The sequence below is a fragment of the Arenicella xantha genome, assembly GCF_003315245.1.
GTDB classification, from domain to species: Bacteria; Pseudomonadota; Gammaproteobacteria; order Arenicellales; family Arenicellaceae; genus Arenicella; species Arenicella xantha.
In genome coordinates, this window is record NZ_QNRT01000004.1 from 140,625 (window position 1) to 159,943 (window position 19,319).

The 19,319-nt window shown below is 48.2% G+C and carries 19 protein-coding genes; 9 read left to right on the forward strand and 10 right to left on the reverse strand.

Features of this window, described 5'->3' with window-relative positions:
* Window positions 1–46: 46 nt before the first annotated feature.
* The gene (locus DFR28_RS14280; protein WP_113955055.1) at window positions 47–1,675 is read right to left on the reverse strand and encodes a peptidoglycan DD-metalloendopeptidase family protein; all 1,629 of its coding nucleotides are present in this window, start codon (window positions 1,673–1,675) and stop codon (window positions 47–49) included.
* A 159-nt stretch (window positions 1,676–1,834) separates the two neighbouring features.
* Here DFR28_RS14280 and DFR28_RS14285 point away from each other — a divergent pair, with 159 nt between their 5' ends.
* The gene (locus DFR28_RS14285) at window positions 1,835–2,089 is read left to right on the forward strand and encodes an accessory factor UbiK family protein (RefSeq protein WP_113955056.1); all 255 of its coding nucleotides are present in this window, start codon (window positions 1,835–1,837) and stop codon (window positions 2,087–2,089) included.
* 80 nt (window positions 2,090–2,169) lie between these two features.
* Here the strand turns inward: DFR28_RS14285 and DFR28_RS14290 are convergent, their stop codons facing one another.
* The 8 genes from DFR28_RS14290 to DFR28_RS14325 form a co-directional block, all read right to left on the reverse strand.
* Entirely contained in the window at window positions 2,170–3,165 is a 996-nt protein-coding gene (locus DFR28_RS14290; RefSeq protein ID WP_113955057.1) for a glycosyltransferase, read from the reverse strand.
* Between the two features lie 75 nt (window positions 3,166–3,240).
* Complete coding sequence (gene arsS / locus DFR28_RS14295) at window positions 3,241–4,293, reverse strand: arsenosugar biosynthesis radical SAM (seleno)protein ArsS (RefSeq protein WP_113955058.1); 1,053 nt, start codon at window positions 4,291–4,293, stop codon at window positions 3,241–3,243.
* 113 nt (window positions 4,294–4,406) lie between these two features.
* A complete protein-coding gene (locus DFR28_RS14300; protein WP_113955059.1) occupies window positions 4,407–5,513 on the reverse strand; it encodes an FIST N-terminal domain-containing protein in 1,107 nt (368 codons plus the stop codon).
* Complete coding sequence (gene nth / locus DFR28_RS14305) at window positions 5,506–6,144, reverse strand: endonuclease III (RefSeq protein WP_113955060.1); 639 nt, start codon at window positions 6,142–6,144, stop codon at window positions 5,506–5,508. The genes DFR28_RS14300 and nth overlap by 8 nt, the downstream gene beginning before the upstream one ends.
* 10 nt (window positions 6,145–6,154) lie before the next feature.
* The gene (locus DFR28_RS14310) at window positions 6,155–6,784 is read right to left on the reverse strand and encodes an RnfABCDGE type electron transport complex subunit B (protein WP_113955061.1); all 630 of its coding nucleotides are present in this window, start codon (window positions 6,782–6,784) and stop codon (window positions 6,155–6,157) included.
* A gap of 17 nt (window positions 6,785–6,801) precedes the next feature.
* A complete protein-coding gene (metG, locus tag DFR28_RS14315) occupies window positions 6,802–8,832 on the reverse strand; it encodes a methionine--tRNA ligase (protein WP_113955062.1) in 2,031 nt (676 codons plus the stop codon).
* A gap of 140 nt (window positions 8,833–8,972) precedes the next feature.
* Window positions 8,973–9,710, reverse strand: a complete 738-nt coding sequence (locus DFR28_RS14320) for a VC0807 family protein (RefSeq protein ID WP_113955063.1) — start codon at window positions 9,708–9,710, stop codon at window positions 8,973–8,975.
* A gap of 18 nt (window positions 9,711–9,728) precedes the next feature.
* The gene (locus DFR28_RS14325; protein WP_113955064.1) at window positions 9,729–10,349 is read right to left on the reverse strand and encodes a hypothetical protein; all 621 of its coding nucleotides are present in this window, start codon (window positions 10,347–10,349) and stop codon (window positions 9,729–9,731) included.
* 117 nt (window positions 10,350–10,466) lie between these two features.
* On the opposite strand from DFR28_RS14325, the gene DFR28_RS14330 reads away from it, so the two are divergent.
* Genes DFR28_RS14330 through panC form a run of 3 tightly spaced genes read left to right on the forward strand, consistent with a single transcriptional unit; the run spans window position 10,467 to window position 12,922 of the window.
* Window positions 10,467–11,150: a deoxynucleoside kinase gene (locus tag DFR28_RS14330; protein ID WP_113955257.1), complete on the forward strand. Its 684-nt coding sequence runs from the start codon at window positions 10,467–10,469 to the stop codon at window positions 11,148–11,150.
* Between the two features lie 47 nt (window positions 11,151–11,197).
* On the forward strand, window positions 11,198–11,989 hold the full coding sequence (panB, locus tag DFR28_RS14335) for a 3-methyl-2-oxobutanoate hydroxymethyltransferase (protein WP_113955065.1): 792 nt from the start codon (window positions 11,198–11,200) through the stop codon (window positions 11,987–11,989).
* Window positions 11,990–12,049: 60 nt separating this feature from the next.
* The gene (panC, locus tag DFR28_RS14340; protein ID WP_113955066.1) at window positions 12,050–12,922 is read left to right on the forward strand and encodes a pantoate--beta-alanine ligase; all 873 of its coding nucleotides are present in this window, start codon (window positions 12,050–12,052) and stop codon (window positions 12,920–12,922) included.
* Window positions 12,923–13,014: 92 nt separating this feature from the next.
* On the opposite strand, the gene serB is transcribed toward panC, so the two are convergent.
* Window positions 13,015–14,238: a phosphoserine phosphatase SerB gene (gene serB, locus DFR28_RS14345; protein ID WP_113955067.1), complete on the reverse strand. Its 1,224-nt coding sequence runs from the start codon at window positions 14,236–14,238 to the stop codon at window positions 13,015–13,017.
* A gap of 195 nt (window positions 14,239–14,433) precedes the next feature.
* On the opposite strand from serB, the gene DFR28_RS14350 reads away from it, so the two are divergent.
* The 5 genes from DFR28_RS14350 to DFR28_RS14370 are packed head-to-tail and all read left to right on the forward strand — an operon-like array spanning window position 14,434 to window position 19,291.
* Window positions 14,434–15,387: a Gfo/Idh/MocA family protein gene (locus DFR28_RS14350; RefSeq protein ID WP_113955068.1), complete on the forward strand. Its 954-nt coding sequence runs from the start codon at window positions 14,434–14,436 to the stop codon at window positions 15,385–15,387.
* Window positions 15,380–15,895, forward strand: coding sequence for a DUF192 domain-containing protein (locus DFR28_RS14355; RefSeq protein ID WP_113955069.1), 516 nt, complete (start codon window positions 15,380–15,382; stop codon window positions 15,893–15,895). Before DFR28_RS14350 ends, DFR28_RS14355 begins: the two co-directional genes overlap by 8 nt.
* A 5-nt stretch (window positions 15,896–15,900) precedes the next feature.
* On the forward strand, window positions 15,901–17,898 hold the full coding sequence (locus DFR28_RS14360) for an alpha/beta hydrolase family protein (protein WP_113955070.1): 1,998 nt from the start codon (window positions 15,901–15,903) through the stop codon (window positions 17,896–17,898).
* Window positions 17,895–18,506 carry a lysogenization protein HflD gene (locus DFR28_RS14365; protein WP_113955071.1) on the forward strand — a complete coding sequence of 204 codons (612 nt, stop codon included), beginning with the start codon at window positions 17,895–17,897 and terminating at the stop codon, window positions 18,504–18,506. Before DFR28_RS14360 ends, DFR28_RS14365 begins: the two co-directional genes overlap by 4 nt.
* A complete protein-coding gene (locus tag DFR28_RS14370; RefSeq protein ID WP_147251027.1) occupies window positions 18,479–19,291 on the forward strand; it encodes a hypothetical protein in 813 nt (270 codons plus the stop codon). The genes DFR28_RS14365 and DFR28_RS14370 overlap by 28 nt, the downstream gene beginning before the upstream one ends.
* The last annotated feature ends 28 nt before the right edge of the window (window positions 19,292–19,319 follow it).

Here is a 19,319-nt window from a genome sequence, read left to right on the forward strand (position 1 = left end):
GGCCCGTATTTGCGGGCCTTTTTTTATGCATTATTAATCTTTTAGCCTAATCGTGGTTCAATAATAGCAACTTGATTGCACCACTTATGACGACCGGTGGCTTAATGGTTAACACTGAGCCAGCCGAGCAATTATTTTCTAGATTAAGTTCGCCTTCTACGTTGGTTACACACACTCCAAGCCAGACGAGACCGGACAGCTCAGAACTGCTGATTTCGTTAGTTGAAATGTCGAGCCTGCGGTTGGCCGAAATATCAGCTAATGGTATTGAGCTTAATAGCGTATCGGATAGTTCTATTTTTGCATCGCGTGAGGCGAGAAATAGCAGCGTAGCTTGATTGGCCGTCTTAGTCCCTTGATTGTAGACCGTTGCCGATACGGAGAATGGCTGCCCGCGCAGTACTTCGTTTGGTGTTACCTTGGCGGACTCAATTTTTAGATCCGCCGTGGGTTGGCTACTAGGAACGCCATTGTTTCGCAGCGCTGAGCCTGCACATGCTTTCTTGCCAGCATTATCAATCCAGTAATAGCCACAATTAGTATCGTAATCATGTCGACCATCATGCACTTCATTGCCAGATAGTAAGACACCATCAAGCGACTGGTAGGCACCGTTATATTTCAGGCTAAAGTGTAGGTGAGGTCCTGCTGAATGGCCTCCGTCACACAGCGATTGGTTAACATTATTCGCATAGTTCGCTAATGCTGAGTTACGTGCGACGGATTGCCCTGAAGTGTAGCGAATATTATCTAGATGATAGTAGCTGGTAGACCAGCCGGTTGAACTTAGTATTTCAACGAAGCACGATGAATGTCGAATGACTTGGCCCGCGTTGGCCGCCGAAACCCAAATCGATGAAGTGTTTGCGCTCCACGCTAGCCGCCCTCGTCGAAAATCCAACGACGAACGGGGTCCGGTGTCAGTGCCTGTGAAACTGTGAGTTCCGCCCCATGTTTCCCACGCCTCGCCAATCGGGTAGGGCAATTGTAATAGAGTTTCACTGGGTACGGTTTTAGCCTGTTGGCGTTCATCGCTCGCTGCCATGCTGGCTATGGATGGTGACGCCGCGAATAGCTTTGAATATAAGTCCTGTAGCTCAAGCAGTTGTTTATCAACCTGTGCTTTCAAGCTCTCTTTAGATGCTTCACTACTACTTGCGGCCTCATTTTCAGGCACGTGAGTGGTCGCTATGTTCTGTGTTTTAAGCACATTTCGTAGCGCTTGGTTGGCTGGGTCGGCTAATCCCTCAGCGAGTGAATGATAATAAGCGTTAGCCGTTGATGTGGTGATGGATTTAATTAGCGGGGTAAGATCACTCTGCTTGATGGTGCGGTTAGCCTCGTTAGTGGCCCCGGCTTGTTTCGCGCTATTGGTTTTATTTGATCTCTCGAGCAAAGTGATAATGACCGCTGGGCTGACACTAGAGTGTCCGCTCCAGTGTGAAATGGCCTCAGCGTAGGGGCTCAGATGAGGAAGGTTAGTGATTAAGTAGTCATTGATGTCGAAGTGCAACATCTGATCCGGCGTGTAGAGGAAGTTGGTTTCTGTAATTTTCGGTTTCGAGGCGCTGGAGTCGTTGCCGTAGCACACTGGTGCGCAAAATAATAAGACCAATAATAGGCAGGTTGGGACAGGGTTAGTGTTGCTGGTAGACAAAGCTCGTCGATTCTTCATGATTCAATCATAGTGCTTTGAGTATTCTGCTCGCAATCTATCAGCGGCGAAAAACGCAGATTTTAATTCGCCCAAATCGCTAGACGTCGCTGCGCCACAGAGCGACAATACGCGGCGAAACAGTTTGTTTTTAGACGCCCAATTTCTGGTACCAATCGCATGAATGATATTCCCAACGCTGCTGCCGACATCATCCAACGGATTATGCAAACCGCTAAAGCCGCGGTGCCTGACTCCTTAAGCGATGATTTGCGAAAAAACATTAAGGCCGCGATACAAGATGTTATTAGTGACCTCGACGTTGTTACCCGTGAAGAGTTAGATGTACAAAAAGCGGTGTTAGCCAAAACCCGTGCCAAGGTCGATGAAATGGAGTCGATAATCACAGACTTGGAAAAACGTCTTAAGCTATAAGCACGACTGGTGCTTTAATTCTAGGTTCGCTTAACTCGTCGACATTGTACGCAAGCTCTGCGTGTTAATAGCTGGCTGTTCTAAGCCGCTAAAATGAAATCTTGCATCTCGGTTAAACCCGCTTGATTAAGCGCTGTGTAGATGCGTTGACGTGCGCCGCGCGCGCTGACAGCAATTAAGCAAGGAGTGCTAATTGCTCTGAGTTCACTTTCGCTCGGGGTAGTGCCAATTATGTAGATTGGCTTTTGCCGTTTAGTCCGGTTCTTGAGCTTAGGGTTGATGTCCACGAATTGCACCACGTGTACATTGTTTTGCAGCAAGCCATCATGCAGCTTTAGGCCGGTCGGACCTGCGCCCCACACAGAGCATTGATGATGACCTTGCAGTTTCAAATACCTTGAAAGATAGTGTGCCTTGCAGTCAATGAATTGCTGCTTTGCGTAACGTTGGTCGGTGCGCGATGTCCGTTGATCGTAATCTCTCCAGTGCAGTAGCGCGTCGCCATCAGGCTTACCGAATCTCAGCCCTGCTAGATGGGCGCGACACCAAAGGTCGTAGTCTTCCGGCCAGTCGGTGTTGTTATAGCCACCTAAATTCTGTAACACCGAGCGGCGCATAAAGGCGGTTGGATGGGGGATCGGGCTTTCGACGAATAGGTTATTAGCAATGGAGAGGGGGTCACATAATGCGTTAATCCAGTCTTGATACAGCGCGTATCCGCGGTCGACGGCGCCCGAGTCTTTGAATAGTTCGATTTTGGCACCGACGATATCGACCGTCGGGTGATCTAATAAATATGTTAGCTGCCGAGATAGTCGTAGCGGCATGGCTATGTCGTCACCATCCATTCGCGCAATGAATGGGTGGCGAGCTTGCTCAAGACCGAAATTCAATGCTGTGACGATGCCGCGGCCCGGTGATTGTATGATCTTGAGCCGCTCATCGTTAGGCAGTGACTGGATGGCCGTATCGGTCGAGTTATCGTCGATTAGAATTAGTTCGAGTAAAACATCCTGTTGAGCCAGAATACTTTGTACGGCGGGCCTTAGATATGCGCCAGCATTATGCACTGGCATGAGCACGCTTATGCCGAATGCGCTGGAAATGCTCGTCGTCGTCAAGGCTGTGGTGGCTAGGTGTTTTACCAACGCTTAGTCGGCCAATACGCCGCCACAACTGCTGCCTGCGCCGGCGGTACAGCCAAAGCAATGGCGATTCGTAGCAATCGGACTGCCAGGCACGTCATTGACGTCGAGTTCCCATAGGTGACGATTGGCTCCACCATTCATTGGGATCTCCAGCATTTGATTGAAGTCGCAGTCATAGACCCGGCCCTCCCAATCCAAATTAATCAGATACCGACACATTAATTGATCAACGGTGGCGGCATTGAAGTTACTGACTAGTAGATGTTGATAGTCTTCTAGCTCGCCATCTCGTTTTAAGGCGTGTGCAAAGCGATTAATAGGAATGTTGGTGATGGCAAGTAGCTTAGAAAAGGTGATTTCGAAATTGTCCCATAACATCTGACGGTAATCTTGCTCTAGACTAGCTTGTGGTGGTGGTAAGAATGCGCCGCCAGGGTTGTAGACTAAATCTAGGCTCAAGTCTTGATCATGACCGTAACCCATTCGGTTTAATAGCTGCAGGCCGGCGATGCTTTTATCAAACACACCCTTACCGCGTTGGGCATCGACGTTATCTTCGGTGTAACACGGTAACGAGCAAACGAGTCGTACACGGTTATCTGCATACCATTGAGCCAAGTCTTCTTGTCCTGGTTCAAACAGCACAGTGATATTGCATCGTGACGTGATTTGAATACCCATGCTGAGCAATTCAGTACAAAACTGACGAAAATGAGGGTTTAATTCAGGTGCGCCGCCGGTTAAGTCTACTTTGCTAATGTTAGCTTCGGCGGCCCACACTAGAATTTTTTGCATGACCTCCCAAGTCATTATCTCAGTGCGCTTCGGCCCCGCATCCACGTGGCAGTGATGGCATGCTAGATTGCACAATTTTCCGAGATTGATTTGTAACTCTTGAGGACGCTCATGGGTAAGTCCTAAGGCATGTTGATTTAATACTGAGTGGAAGTGTGGTCCAGTCGTCGGAATATTGATCTGGCTATCTAAGTCGATATCATCAGGCACGAACTTGCCGTCTTCCACTCGAATGTTGATTTCTTGAAGGGTATTGTTCATTTACAAAGCGTGTAATTTAGTGTCATTGATGAAGCCTGAGTGACTGTGAGCCTTAATCTAGGACCGACTCGGATGACTATATCATTCGGCAAAGTTGAAGTCGCTCGCTAGTGTCACTGTGTTCTAAATAGCGCCATCACCGTTGAATAGTGTCGAATCAGCCCAGCAAATTGTTGTCCTGGAGCGATTTCGGCATTGCTGTAGAAGCCAATAGCTGGTGTGTTTGGAAAAGCGTTTTTAAACTCGAGTAAATCGGCATCAACTCCAGCAAAAAACTCCGCGCCACGACCGACGTTAGGAAAGATCAAACCAAAATCTGGTTGTTTACTCTGTCGTTGTTGGGACGCATGCAGTTGGGTTTGTACAGATTGTAGGGCGGCGTTGGCGTCACGCGTCGCCCAAGCCATGTGTCTACCGGCTCGCGCCGAACCAGATAACCGCACGAGCTGTGCGTCTCGATCTACCGAAATTACGTGGTGAAGTCTGTATTGGCCTTGAGTAATATCGCTCGCAGAGCTGGTTTCGGACACCAAGCATAGTAAGCCAAAGTAGTCATTTGGTTCTGCATCGTTAATGTATTTGAGCAGGTTGTCACTTGCCGCTTGGAGGTCAATTTCGTAAACGCTGTGCTCTTCAGAGCGATTAATTTGCATGACGGGCGACAGGAGCTTGACCCCTGGGCAGACGATTAGCTCGGCATTAAATTGCTGATTAAATCCGCACTGAATGAACTCGCGTTCAACAATGCGACCGCTTTGCCAGACCGAGTATGGGCCGTGTCCATATTCATCGGTAGTCACTGCGCCGAATTGCGGTATGTCGCTTGAGTTTACTGCGATGGTGGCCGTATTGGGCGTGGCTAAGGTGAGCACTAGTTCAGGCGGCACACCTTGTTGTTGTAGTAAATGTAGTGGCGAGAGCCCCATTGCTTGTGGGAATACCATTGCCACAGCGCCTTCCGCATCTAGAATCCAGTCATCCTCGGTTAGCAGGCCAACTGCGCAGCATCCGAATACTTGCGGAGTTCCTGCTGCTTTAGCGGCTTGTTTGATGGCTTCTTGTGGCTCGAACGCATAGCCATTACTCAAAAATAATAGCACGCTGCCGATGGTACAGGCAGGCATCTTGGCGATGGCTTGTTGCACCGCCTTGCGCGCGTGATCGTCTGTCGCGAAGGCACCATAGCTCACACCAGTTGATACTATGGAGGGCTTACTCATCAATTATCTTCTTATTGTATTCGCATAGGTCACTGATGATGCAGGACCCGCAGCGCGGCTTACGAGCGATGCAGGTATATCGCCCGTGTAGGATTAACCAGTGGTGTGCATCGACTAAGAACTCCTCGGGAATAAATTTCAACAGGGCTTTTTCCACCGCTAACACGGTTTTTCCGGGAGCGATCCGCGTCCGGTTCGATACTCTGAATATATGTGTGTCGACCGCCATGGTCGGATGCCCAAATGCGGTGTTGAGTACAACATTTGCCGTCTTACGCCCAACCCCGGGTAGTGCTTCGAGTGCTGAGCGGTCGTCGGGAACTTCGCTGTTGTGCTCATCGATTAATAGCTTACATGCCGCAATTACGTTCTTAGCTTTACTATTGTACAGCCCAATGGTTTTGATGTACTGGCTCAACCCGTCTACGCCTAGGGCGTAAATGGCTTCAGGTGTATTCGCAACGGGGTAGAGTTTTGCAGTCGCTTTATTCACACCAACGTCGGTAGCTTGAGCCGACAAGATCACCGAAATAAGCAGTTCGAAGTTAGAGCTATAGGCTAACTCTGTTTTTGGCGAAGGGTTCTCGGCGCGAAATCGGCTAAATATTTCGTGGCGCTTTTGTTTATTCATTGACTGCTGCTTATTCGCTGCGTTGTTTGACTCGCGCCAGTGCCGCTGCGATGTCGTGCTTTATTTGCTCGCTACCTTTTTCTTTGCGCAACTCTTTGAGCTTGGCTAGCGAGCTTTTGGCTTGTGTGCGGGCGGATTCTCTGGCAAGTTTCGCATTGGTTTGAGCGCGAGCACGCGCTGTTGCGTCAGGAGAATAATCGTCCCATCGCCAAGTGAAGTCGGGTTGTTGGGGCTGGTCAACCATGTCAATACAATCCACAGGGCAGGGCTCAATACATAATTCACAGCCAGTACAGTCGCGTTCAATCACTGTGTGCATTACTTTAGCCGAACCCAATATAGCGTCGGTTGGGCAGGCTTTGATGCACATAACGCAGCCGATGCAAATGGCTTCGTCGATTACCGCAAGCTGTTTAGGCTTATGGATACCAAACTTTGGGTTCAGTGGTTTACCAATACGGCCCAATAGGCTGGCTAAGCCGCGAATGGTGACGTCACCACCGGGCGGGCATTGATTGATATCAGCCTCGCCATCGGCAATCGCCACAGCATAGTCGTGGCAGCGCGGATAACTACACTGCGTGCATTGAGTTTGCGGTAGCCATTCGTCGATAGCTTTGATTTTCTGGTCGCGTTGCATTGGAAATCGGCTACAGCCTATTTAACGCGCATTCCTGGTTGTGCGCCGTCATCTGGGCTCAGCACAAACAATTCGGAGCCACCGGGCCCGGCGGCTAGCACCATGCCTTCTGAAATACCAAAACGCATCTTTCGTGGCGCTAGGTTTGCCACCATGACGGTGAGCTTTCCTTCCAGTTGTTCCGGTTGGTATGCCGACTTGATTCCAGCGAACACATTTCGTGTTTCACCACCTAGATCTAAGGTTAGTTGCAATAACTTGTCAGCCCCTTCAACGTGTTGCGCCGCAACAATCTTGGCAATGCGCAGGTCGACTTTGGCGAATTCGTCGTAATTAACTTCTGCCGAAATCGGATCCAATGCTAATGGTGAATTTGGATCGATGGTTGGCGCTAGGTTTTCTTTGCTTTCTTCAATCATTTTGTCAACGGAGTCTTTTTCTACTCGGGTCATGAGCGGAGTAAATTTGTTGATGCGGTGGTTCAGCAGCGGTGACTGCAGATCGCTCCACATTAAGGGTTCGATATTTAAAAAATCTTCTGCGCGTTCAACTAAGCTCGGCAAAATTGGCTTTAGGTAAATGCATAGCGAGCGAAACGCATTGATTCCAGCCGTGCATACCTGCTGGACTTCATCTAGCTTGGATTCGTCTTTAATTAAAACCCAAGGTTTGTGTTCATCGATGAACTGATTAGCGGTATCCGCTAGAGCCATGATGTCGCGCATCGCTTGTGAGAATTCGCGCTTTTCATAGCGAGCCGCAATCGCTTCTGAGGCATCGGCAAACGCTTGCTGAAGTTCGGGGGCGGCAGTTTGTGCGGCTAGTTGACCATCAAACCGTTTGCTTATAAAACCCGCGCAACGTGATGCAATGTTAACCATTTTCCCCACCACGTCGGAGTTGACTCGCGCGCTAAAGTCATCGAGGTTGAGGTCCATATCGACAACATTATTACCTAGCTTGGCAGCGAAGTAGTAGCGCAGGTATTCCGGGTTGAGATGATTGAGGTATGTTTCAGCCATCACAAAGGTGCCACGAGTCTTCGACATTTTGGCACCGTCGACGGTCAAAAAACCGTGTACGAAAACGCCATTTGGAATCCTGAAGTCCGCGGCTTGAAGCAATGCGGGCCAGAATAAAGTATGAAAGCGCACGATATCTTTGCCGATAAAGTGATAGAGCTCTGCTTCACTGTCGGGCAGCCAATAGCTGTCCCAATTATCACCATTGGCATCACAGGCGAGTTTATGGCTGGCCATATATCCAATAGGAGCGTCCAGCCATACGTAAAAATATTTACCCGGTGCGTCGGGTATCTCAAAGCCCCAATAAGGTGCATCGCGACTAATATCCCAGTCGATCAGGCCGTTTTCAAACCATTCGCCGAGCTTATTGGCGATTTCTGGTTGGAGCGCATCTGAGCTTTTCCAAGCGTTAAGCATTTGTTGAAAATCACTTACCTTGAAAAAGTAATGTTCGCTTTCGCGTTCGACTGGTGGTTTGCCCGACAGCACTGAATAGGGGTCAATTAAGTCAGTGGTGTCGTAGGTAGTACCGCACACTTCACAATTGTCACCGTACTGGTCCGGGCTTTTGCATTTGGGGCAAGTTCCTTTGACATAACGATCTGGCAAAAACATGCTTTTTTCTTCGTCGTAGGCTTGTTTGATAACGCGTACATCAATGTGCCCGGCATCTCTGATGCGGCGATAAATTTCTTGACTGAGCCGTTTATTTTCAGGATGGTGCGTGCCGGTATAGTTATCTAGGTGTATATGAAACCCAGCGAGCGACTCTTTGTGTTGTGCTTCTATCTGATCGATCAGTTGCTGGGCAGACAAGCCTTGTTTTTCTGCGCCGAGCATAATTGGCGTGCCATGCTGGTCGTCGCCGCCAACAAAGGTAACCTGGTGGCCACGTAATTTTTGGAATCTGGCCCAAAAATCGGCCTGCATAAAGCCCACCATGTGACCAAGGTGTAGTGGCCCGTTGGCATAGGGGAGGGCATTTGTAATAAGAATTTTTCGAGGCGCGTGCGAGTCAGACATTGGGTGCAATTGCAGAAGCTGAATAGCCCGCTAATGTAACCGTTTTAAGCAATGATCACAATGCTATAGCCTTAGCAACAGCACTACTTATGTTCACAATAAGTGGCGCTATTCACACAACTTATTATGCACAACAGGCGCTACTGACGGACCAGGTCGTCAAGCTGGTAACCGGTAAGTTTAGAAACGTTCTTGAAAACGTAGAACAATGCGCAAATCGTGATGATCATGCAGGGAACCACGATCACTGGATAACTGTAAAGGTTCATAGTTCCCAGTTCGCTGTTGAATGCATCAGTTCCCGATTCGCTGACCACGATCGATTTGGCTAATACAAAGTTCAGGACCGCTGATAGAACGAAGCTACTTGCCAGCAACCAAGTGGCATTTCTCAGCATTCGGTCGAACTCTGGCTTACGTCCATTTTCGAGTAAACGTTGGTCTACCTTGTCTGTGTCTAAAAACGCGTCGTTGAACAAGAATAAGCGCACCAATGGTTTCTTTGTATAAGTCGACAAAATTGTTGCGATTGCGATGACACCAGGAATAAGCGCTTCTTTATATGCTATGTACTCTTTGGGTAGTTTCAGAATACCGATGCTACCCGTGAGTAAAATGCTGATGAATCCTAAGGCCGGCACAAAGCCAATTTTTTTTTCAGATATAAAGCCCCACAAACCGACCGCGGCAGGCAAGCTGAGTGCGGCAATTAAAGCATAAGTTGGGCCAAGCATCTCGGCACCGCTTAGCTGCTTGAGGATCAATGTGGGCACGATGACGCAGACAATTAAGTCAACAAATACACTGCGCGCGCCGGCTGGTTTGGGGGCTGGTTCGTTTTGTGTATCCACAGTCGCCGCTTTTTCAAGATCCGTCATAGTCATTACCAATCAGCTTTAGAAGCTGACTCTTACCCCTAGCGACGTAGTATCGAAGGAGCCCTTGATTTCATCGTCTTCGGCTTCAAGTTTTCGAAAATCAAGCGTAATGCCGACGTTGTCAGTAACAAAAAACTGTGCTCCGACGCCGTATGCGTTACCTTCCTCTACGGGTTTGCCAATATGTGCATTGATTTCAAAACGGTCGGTTAAGTTAATGCGTACGCCCGCTTCGGCCCCGACATAACCAAGGTCTTCGTCTTCTTCAAATCCGCCGGCTCGAAGTGATAGTTCATCACGACGGGCACGAATCAGGCCATAAACTTGCGTCTGAGGTAGCTCGAATGTCATACCAAATGCCGCAGATGAGATGTTGTCATCGATATTGCCACCCAGTATTTCATCGCTTTCAAGTTCAAAGCGACTAAGTTGCAAGAAGAAGATGCCTAGCTCAAGGCTGCCCGTTAGCGCGAATCCGTCAAGGTCGAGATTGACCGTGGTGTTGCCATCGGTGACGTCAAGATTACCGGAAGCGACATATTCAAGTCCTACATAGGTGAAGCTCGGCGTGTCAGCGTGTGCTGCCACATTCAGGCTGAGTGCCGTGATCGTAGTGATCAACAAAAGAATATTTTTCATGGTAAGGTATTGATGTTGTTCGGGTTAGTTAATGATACGCGAAAAAGCGGCGCGGTCAGAATTAAAGTTATTTATACTTGCCCCATTGTACCTGTCTGACAAGCCGTAATTGTGAATCTGAATGAAATTGATGAGTCTATAGAGGCTCCGCAAGTAGCCGAAACCACTTCGAGTAAATATATAGTCGTGGAGGGACCTATCGGTGTTGGTAAATCAAGTTTAACGCGAAAGTTGTCCGAGACCTTGGGCTCATCGCTGTTACTTGAAAAGCCTAACGAAAATCCGTTTCTACAACGGTTTTACAAGTCTCCAAAGCGATTTGCACTGCCAACGCAGCTGTTTTTTCTGTTTCAACGCGTTCGGCAGTTGTCTGAGGTGAAGCAAGAAGACATGTTCGCGCCTGGACGTGTGGCCGACTTTATGTTGGAAAAGGATCCTATTTTTGCGCAGCTCACATTAGATGATGATGAGTTTCGACTGTATCAGCAGGTCTATCGAAATCTAGCCATTGACGCGCCAGTGCCGGATTTAATGGTCTATCTACAAGCGCCAGTAAATGTACTGCAACAACGCATTAAAAAGCGTCGCATAAAGTATGAGCAAGATATCGAAGTAAGCTATTTGCAGCGTTTGAGTGATGCATATACAACGTATTTCCATCGGTACTCGGAAACTCCACTATTGATCGTTAATGCGGCTGAGATTAATCCAATTGATAACGAGTCGCACTATAATGCGTTACTCAGGCATATTGATCGAATTGATGCGGGCAAACATTTTTTTAATCCGCTTGTCGTTTAACCTGTTGTTTAATTGATGGTTTTAATCAGTAATTATTGGAGAATGTTATGGCAGTAACGGTAACCACCATGCAAAAGATGAAGCAAGCTGGTGATAAAATAACGTGGTTAACAGCCTACGACTACAGCTTTGCATCGCTCATTGATAATGCTGGGATTGATGCCATATTAGTAGGTGATTCGTTAGGCATGGTCATGCAAGGGCATGCTACGCCAGTGCCGGTAACGCTTGAGGATGCCGCTTATCACACTGCGTGTGTCGCGCGAGGTGCGAGTAATTGTATGATTGTTGGCGACCTTCCGTTTGGCAGTTATCAAGTCAGCAAAGAGCAGGCATATCAGAGTGCCGTAACCTTGATGCAAGCCGGCGCGCATACCATTAAGTTAGAAGGTGGTGAACTGCAGGTAGAAACAATAAGGTTCTTGGTTGAGCGAGGTATTGCGGTGTGTGCGCACATAGGACTAACTCCGCAATCAGTTCACCAACTTGGTGGCTTTAAAGTGCAGGGGCGAGGCGACGCGGCTCAACAGTTGATCGACGATGCTGTTAAAGTAGAGCAGGCTGGTGCCTTTGCGGTGGTACTTGAGGCGGTTCCAGCGGCATTGGCTAAACAAATTAGTGAGCGTTTGAGCATTCCGACGATCGGAATTGGCGCGGGCGTTGATTGCGATGGGCAGGTACTGGTGTTGCAAGACATGATTGGTATCTACCCGAAAAAAAGCCCCAAGTTCTGTAAAAATTTCATGTACGGTAGCGCATCAATTGAGGCTGCTATTGAGCGTTATATCAAGGAAGTAAAAGACCGTGACTTTCCTGCGCTTGAACACAGTTTTAGTTAGGTTTTTGGCGACTATGTAGTTAAATGCTGCAACAGGATTATTGTTGCTGAGGAGTTAGGCGTGAACAAAGTAGAGAGAGTGTCATCGTTGCGCGCCGCGGTTTCTGCCGCGCGTAAAGAACGAAAAACCATTGGATTCGTACCAACCATGGGCAATTTGCACGAGGGGCATCTGGAGTTAGTTCGCCAAGCCAAACAACGTGCTGAGTTTGTGGTTGTGAGTATTTTTGTGAATCCAACGCAGTTTGGAGCTAACGAGGATTTAGACAATTATCCTGCGACGCCCGAAGAAGACGCCAGAAGCTTAGCGGAATTAGGCGCGGATTTATTGTTTCTGCCTGAGCTCACGACCATGTACCCGAGTGCTTTGGAAGAGCAAACCGTGGTGTATGTGCCAAAGATCGGTGATTTGTATTGTGGCAAGGATCGACCTGAGCATTTTTATGGTGTCACCACCGTAGTGAGTCGCTTGTTCAATATGGTGCAGCCGGACATCGCGGTGTTTGGCAAGAAGGACTATCAGCAGCTCACGATTATTCGCCGTATGGTGGAAGATCTGGCTTATCCAATACAAGTTGTAGGTGTTGATACGATTCGCGCTGATGACGGTTTAGCCTTGTCGTCGCGCAATGGTTATTTAACTGCTGCCGAGCTGCGCGCGGCACCTTTGCTGGCGAAAATACTAAATGAAATGGCTGTTCGCATGCAGGATAAAGGGGCGATTCCGTCGAAGAAGTGGTTGCGTGAAATCGAGTCGGAGGCCAAGGCTGAGTTGCTTAGCAAGGGTTTTTCTCCTCAGTACATCACGGTCTGTCGCCAATCCGATTTGCAGCCAGCTAAGCGAGGCGACACTAAACTAGTAGTGTTAGCGGCGGCGCAGCTTGGTAAAGCGCGCCTGATAGACAATCTAGAGGTCGAGTTGACCGAATCCTAATTTGCCGAGCCCTAAGTTGTCGAGCCTAAGTTGTCAGTGTCTAAGCGTGAGAATGATGCTCAGACACTAACACCGGCGATCGTTGTTATGCGCTAATCGGCGCGCTTGATGTCCTGCTCTTTGAATCCTAGTAGGTACAAGATTCCATCTAAGCCGTGAGTTGATAATGACTGTTTAGCGGATTCACGAACCAGGGGTTTGGCGCGAAATGCAATGCCTAATCCAGCTTCACTAAGCATGAGTAAATCATTGGCGCCATCACCAACTGCAATGGTTTGCTGGGGGTCCAAGCCTTCTTCATGGGCGATTTTTTTCAGTAGTAGCGCCTTACGTTTGGCATCGACAACTGGGTGAATGACTCGCCCGGTGAGCTTTCCATCGACGATTTCGAGCGTGTTCGCATAGACATGGTCGATACCCAGCATTTGTTTTAAGTGATTGCCGAAGTAGCTAAAGCCGCCCGACAGGATCGCGGTTTTATAGCCATAAGCGCGCAAATTGCTGATTAGCGTTTTAGCGCCTTCCATGAGCGGGAGGTTTGTTGCAATTTCCGCTAAAACGTTTTCACTTAGGCCTTCAAGTAATGCCATGCGTTGAGTGAAACTCTCTGTGAAATCAAGTTCGCCACGCATCGCTCGCTCAGTGATTGCGGCAACTTGCTCGCCCACGCCAGCGTGTTTGGCCAGCTCATCAATGACTTCGGTGCTGATTAATGTTGAGTCCATGTCAAAACAGACTAGTCGGCGATTTCTTCTAAACGCGTCATCCCGTTGAATCGCGATATCCACATCAAGCTCCGCGGCTATTTTAAGAAAGCTGGCGCGCATTTGAGCTGGGTTTTTCGGTTCTCCTTGCACAGAAAATTCAATGCAGGATTTGACCTCGTTACTAATTGGGCGGTCGAGCGGCACGCGACCGCTTAAGCGCACAATATCGTGGATATTCAGTCCTTGTTCGGCGGTTACTTGCGTGACTCGAGCAATTTCTTCGGCTGATACTTCTCGTGCTAGCAACGTTAGGGTATAGCGATCGGCGCCTTGCTGTTCGACCCAGCGGCTGTAAGCTGCTTCGCTTACATCTCGAATCTTAACTTTCAGTTTTAGCCGTTTGGCATGATGTTTTAATGCACTTTTAATGGCCTCTGGATCCTGAGTGTCGGGTAGCTGCAGCATCATGCCTTGCGACACCTGGTCATGAATTACCGATTGACCGATATCTAAGATTCTCACGTCGACTTCGCTGATTACCGCATAGAAGTCAGAAGACAGGCCAATTCGGTCATCTCCAGATAAGTTTAATAAAATAATGTTTGCCAAAATTGTGTGAGCCTATACGGCGATTAGGAAAGGTCGGTTGCTCAGTGATGCAGAGTTTACACCAAAAAGTATTTTTGATCTGAGGCGACGGAAACGGAAAAGCATAAGTTAACTGAGTGGTAGAGGTTAATCTGTGCAAATTTGACGTATAATCGTCTTCGGACTTAGAACGTTATCAATCTACCCAAAAAGGTTATGACACAAAAAACCAAGGTTGGCGTGGTCGGAGTTGGTTATCTCGGACAGATACACGCAAAGATTTACCACCAAATGGACAATGTCGAGTTGGTCATGCTGGCCGATACTAACCTAGAGGCGGTGACCGCACTGGGCAAGCAATACCAGTGTGACGTTACGACCAATTATCTGGATCTGATTGACCGAGTGGATGCCGTGAGTATCGTGGTGCCGACATCGTTGCACTATGACGTTGCGCAACCATTTTTAGAAGCCGGTATTGCCACGCTCATGGAGAAGCCGATTGCTGCCACCGTTGACGAAGCACGCAAGCTGGTAGATTTAGCGGCACAGAATGAAGCGCCATTTTTAATTGGTCATTTGGAACGCTACAATCCGGCATTGCGCGAGGTGGTTAATCAAGTTGCAGAACCCAAGTATATTGAAGTTCACCGCTTAGGAACGTTTGTCGAGCGGGCAACCGACGTTGACGTAATCACGGACTTAATGATTCACGACCTGGATTTGGTGTTGTCGTTGGTCGACGAAGAACCAAATGATGTTCAAGCTATTGGTGCATCGGTAATAACTGACCACGTTGATTTAGCGAATGTGCGCTTATCGTTTCCGGGTGGTGCGGTTGCTAATATCACCGCAAGCCGTGTGTCGAACAAGCGCTTTCGGCGTTTTCGCGTGTTTGGGCCGGAAGGCTACTATGGCATTAATTTGATGGATCAAGAGCTGGACATCGTGACCAAAGGCGAAACACCTGCTGATGGCCGTTTTGCTGGCCTAGAAGTGGACCATATAAAGTTCGAAACCGAGCAACCCTTACAAGTGGAGTTGGCGCACTTCATTGAAGTAGCTCAAGGGTTAGCCATGCCGATGGTGACTGGTCTGCAAGGTTTAAGAGCGTTGCAGTTAGCCGAACAAATTCAATCGATAATGCGGGATTCAGTGTCTAATGTGTAAGAATATTTTATCGGTAGCGTTGCTGTTTTCGTGGTTCATTGTTAGCGGCACTGCTATCGCAGAAGTCTCGAAATGTGAGTTAGATAACGCTAAACTTAGGGCGATGCCTGTGATCGAAGTCGAGCTGATTCGATCTGACGATACCCGTAAAATTGTTACTGCCAAACTCGCCAATAATAACGCTACACGAGCAGCGGGTTTTCAGCGAGTGTGCGAATCAACCATCAAAGCAATGCCAATACTGTTTGTATTCAATCATGCTGTGACGCCGCAATTTCATATGCACAATGTGGTTGCGCCGATTGATATCGCTTTTATTGACGGTACGGGTGCTATTGATTCGCTGCATGCAATGACGCCATATGTGCTGGCATCGAAAAAGCGGCCGTTATATGGGCCAACTGGACCCGTGGTTGCTGCATTTGAGGTTCATAAAGGTTTTTATGAAGACAATAATATCGATTTGCAGAGCCGAATTGTCTGGCGCGACAAAATTGTCGACGAGTAGTTATTGTGCTGGATTTTCTTGATTGGGAATCGCCTATTTCCCTAGAAAAAGTATTTTCAAGCGGCGATTCTTTTAGCTACCCACACATCGTTCAAGATGGCTCAGGTGATTTACTTTACTTAAGTTCTATTAAACAGCAAAAAAGCCGATTGGCTTTAATGCTGTTGGCGGGCGATGAACATCACTGCCTTACTCCACAGCCGTTTAGCCTACGTACCCGAGTCAATGAATACGGTGGTAAACCGTTCTGGGTGTTTGGTGCGGATGTGTTGTTTTGTAATGATAGTGACCAATGCCTATATAAGGTTTCGGTGAGCGATAAGGGCGCGACTCCGCCGCAACGCGTGACTATTAAGTCATCCACGCGACCTCGCTATATGTACACTGATGTGAATCGTGTTGGCGCTGTGTATCTAGCCATTGTTGAGCAAGAAGCCGAGTCGGATGAAGCCGATGAGGAGCTTAGTCAGAACACCATGTTTTTGGCTTGTATTGACGGTAGTGACAAAGCACCGGTGCCGCTTCAAGTAGGTGCCGATTTTTACAGTAATTTGGTGGTCAGTCATGACCAACAGCGAATCGCGTGGGTTCAATGGAATCATCCCAATATGCCATGGGATGAAACTGAATTATGGGTAGCGAATTTAGCGCATGACGCCGGTGGTGTTCGCTTGGTCGATGCGCAGCGCGTTGAATTGGCGCCCACGGCCTGTGTATGCCAGTTGCTGTTTGCATCGGATGGTAGGCTGTTTTTTTCAGCCGATTTCGCACTTGACACTTGGCGCAATAATTTTTGGAATATCTATGCGCTTGAGCCTCGTAGCAATCAAGTGAGTCGTGTCAGTCAGGAGGCGTTTGAGTTTGGTTATCCGCATTGGCAATATGGTGATCAACGAATCGTTCAATTTGACGCAGATACCTTGATCGCGGTTGGTAGCACGCCAGAAAGCGATGTGTTGTTTTCGATTGGTTTGCGTGACCTGAGCGTTAAGCCGGTGGCGTGGGAAGCCGCGACGATTCAGTACCTTGCGAGTGACGGGCAGGGAAAAATGACGGCACTTCAGCTTGGGCAAGCAAGTAGTCCACAAGTCGTGACGTTTGAAATTCAAAATCGTGAAGTGATTCGACAATCGTATGTGTCGAACTCAGAGCCTGAGATCGAATGCAGTATTCCAGAGCACTTGAGCTTTAAGACTCGTGATGGCGGTGTGGCGTATGGGTTTTACTATGCTCCTTGTAACTCCGAATATGCTGCCAAGACCAACTCCATTGCGAAGCCGCCCCTGATTGTTATGGTGCATGGAGGTCCAACCGCACGTGCCTACGGACATTTTGACATTCAAAAGCAATTTTGGACGTCACGTGGGTTTGCGGTCTTCGACGTGAATCACCGAGGTAGTTCCGGCTATGGTCGCAATTTTCGCGATGCACTTTATGGTCACTGGGGCGATCTCGATATAAGCGATATCATTGACGGTGTTAACATGTTGGTTGCGCAAAATAAGGTTGATGGTAAGCGTTTATGTATTCGTGGAAAGAGTGCTGGCGGCTATGCCGTGTTGCGGGCGCTAACCGAATACCCAGGCTTCTTTAAAGCCGGTGCGTGTTATTACGGAATCGGAAATTTAGAGACGTTGGCAGCTCAAACCCATAAGTTTGAAAAATACTACACTGACCGTTTGGTTGGAGAGGCGTATGCCACACGTCCCAAAACCGTATCGGAGAGTCGATATTATCAACGTTCACCAATTCATCAGCTGCCTAGTTTAGAAAGCGCCATGATCGTGTTCCAAGGTAGCCTCGATAAAATTGTGCCGCCAACCGTAGCGCAAGAAATTATTAATGTGTTAGATCGTGTTGGTTTATGGCATGAATATGTAGAATACGCCGATGAAGCGCATGGTTTTCGACAAGTTGCTAACAATATAGATGCGCTTGGTCGTGAATTAATGTTTTACCAGAATGTGCTGCGTGAAAGCGGAGCAAGAAGAGAGATTCAATGACCCTTTTAGATGAACGAACGATTGCCTTGTCCGGTGTTTTACAGGCGTGCAAGCTTGTTCAGCAGTTAGCCCGAACCGGGCACTGTGATGAGCAGGATATGCAGGCCAGCTTGCAGTCTGTGTTGGTATTAGACGCGGTGAATACTCAGTCTGTATTCGGCGGGGTTGAGGGCGTTCGAACCGGGCTGGCGTTGATGGCCGGGGGCATTTTTAATTCAGCACAGGTGCCAGATGTTGAGCTGTTGCGTTACGTCGTTTCGATAATGCAATTACAAGCACAACTGTATCGAAATACGCAAAAATTTGCTGATTTTGGGAGTGATGTGGAACGACTTTCTAGCTACAGCGGTGACGATTTAGTCGAAGCCTGTTCGGCCGTTTATCAAAAGCATGTTAGTACCATGCAACCGCAGGTCATTATTCAAGGTGAGGCTGGACACTTACAGAACTCAGTCATTCCTCCGCAAATCAGAGCGTTACTGTTGGCGGCGGTGCGCGCGTCGGTCTTGTGGCAGCAGAAACGGGGCAGCCGATTCCGCTTGTTATGGGAACGTACAAGAATGCAAAATTCGGCTAGAGAATGGCTATCTCAAACACGGACTCACTAATGATGTTGCGCTTCTCACTTCTATTGTTATTAATCATGCCAAGCACGTTGTTGGCGGCCGAGGATACGCTGCCGCAGCCAGTTAATGCTCAGGTGGTATGGGTAGAGCCATCTCCTGGCCACTACCAGATTATGGTGTCTAACCTAGTGGGCGACGAATGGGCTGATCCAATTTCCGTATATCAAAACAAAAATCCGCTGGCAGGTGCTGTACTGATCAGTAACTTTGACGGCGACTCGCTGTTGGTGTGGAGTGAGCAGAGCAAGACTGAGTTGAAGTTGCTTGCAAGTCTCAAGCCGGTGGGCGCCAAGTACTGGCAGTCTCCCCAAGTCTTGAGTGATTTGGGTAAAGAGAATACTGGCGCGACGGCAGTGGTTGATTTGACTGGGAAATTTTGGGTGTTTTGGGCTTCCAATGTTAGTGGTATGGATGATATTTACTTAGCCGAAATTGACTCTGCTGGTGCGAGTTCTGCTCCGCGTCGCGTTCATACTGAAAACGAAGTACCTGATTACTACCCGTCTGCGGAACTAAATCAAGATGGTGATATCGAGCTTACCTGGAAGACGTTCAACTTAGATATCGGTGATTACGTTGTCGCAAAGTCGGTATTTGAACTTGATAGTTCTAGCAAAAGTAGCTATAAACTCCCGCTTAGCAAAGATGCCGAAGTCAATGTGTCGGAGCTACCCGTAGCAAATTTTTTACCGGTTAACGCGTCCAGCATGTTGCATATACCTCGCAATCGTTTAGTGCAGGTTGTGCGGTTGGGCATGACAAATTAGCTTATACAGTATTTACTTACTCTCTATT

Excerpts from the sequence above, each read along its gene's own strand:
- DFR28_RS14370 (WP_147251027.1), top strand. The coding sequence starts at position 18,479 with ATGGCTATCTCAAACACGGACTCACTAATGATGTTGCGCTTCTCACTT.
- DFR28_RS14285 (WP_113955056.1), top strand. The coding sequence starts at position 1,835 with ATGAATGATATTCCCAACGCTGCTGCCGACATCATCCAACGGATTATG.
- DFR28_RS14325 (WP_113955064.1), bottom strand. The coding sequence starts at position 10,349 with ATGAAAAATATTCTTTTGTTGATCACTACGATCACGGCACTCAGCCTG.
- panB (WP_113955065.1), top strand. The coding sequence starts at position 11,198 with ATGGCAGTAACGGTAACCACCATGCAAAAGATGAAGCAAGCTGGTGAT.
- DFR28_RS14280 (WP_113955055.1), bottom strand. The coding sequence starts at position 1,675 with ATGAAGAATCGACGAGCTTTGTCTACCAGCAACACTAACCCTGTCCCA.
- DFR28_RS14350 (WP_113955068.1), top strand. The coding sequence starts at position 14,434 with ATGACACAAAAAACCAAGGTTGGCGTGGTCGGAGTTGGTTATCTCGGA.
- DFR28_RS14310 (WP_113955061.1), bottom strand. The coding sequence starts at position 6,784 with ATGCAACGCGACCAGAAAATCAAAGCTATCGACGAATGGCTACCGCAA.
- DFR28_RS14365 (WP_113955071.1), top strand. The coding sequence starts at position 17,895 with ATGACCCTTTTAGATGAACGAACGATTGCCTTGTCCGGTGTTTTACAG.
- nth (WP_113955060.1), bottom strand. The coding sequence starts at position 6,144 with ATGAATAAACAAAAGCGCCACGAAATATTTAGCCGATTTCGCGCCGAG.
- DFR28_RS14355 (WP_113955069.1), top strand. The coding sequence starts at position 15,380 with ATGTGTAAGAATATTTTATCGGTAGCGTTGCTGTTTTCGTGGTTCATT.
- DFR28_RS14290 (WP_113955057.1), bottom strand. The coding sequence starts at position 3,165 with ATGCCAGTGCATAATGCTGGCGCATATCTAAGGCCCGCCGTACAAAGT.
- metG (WP_113955062.1), bottom strand. The coding sequence starts at position 8,832 with ATGTCTGACTCGCACGCGCCTCGAAAAATTCTTATTACAAATGCCCTC.
- arsS (WP_113955058.1), bottom strand. The coding sequence starts at position 4,293 with ATGAACAATACCCTTCAAGAAATCAACATTCGAGTGGAAGACGGCAAG.
- DFR28_RS14320 (WP_113955063.1), bottom strand. The coding sequence starts at position 9,710 with ATGACGGATCTTGAAAAAGCGGCGACTGTGGATACACAAAACGAACCA.
- DFR28_RS14300 (WP_113955059.1), bottom strand. The coding sequence starts at position 5,513 with ATGAGTAAGCCCTCCATAGTATCAACTGGTGTGAGCTATGGTGCCTTC.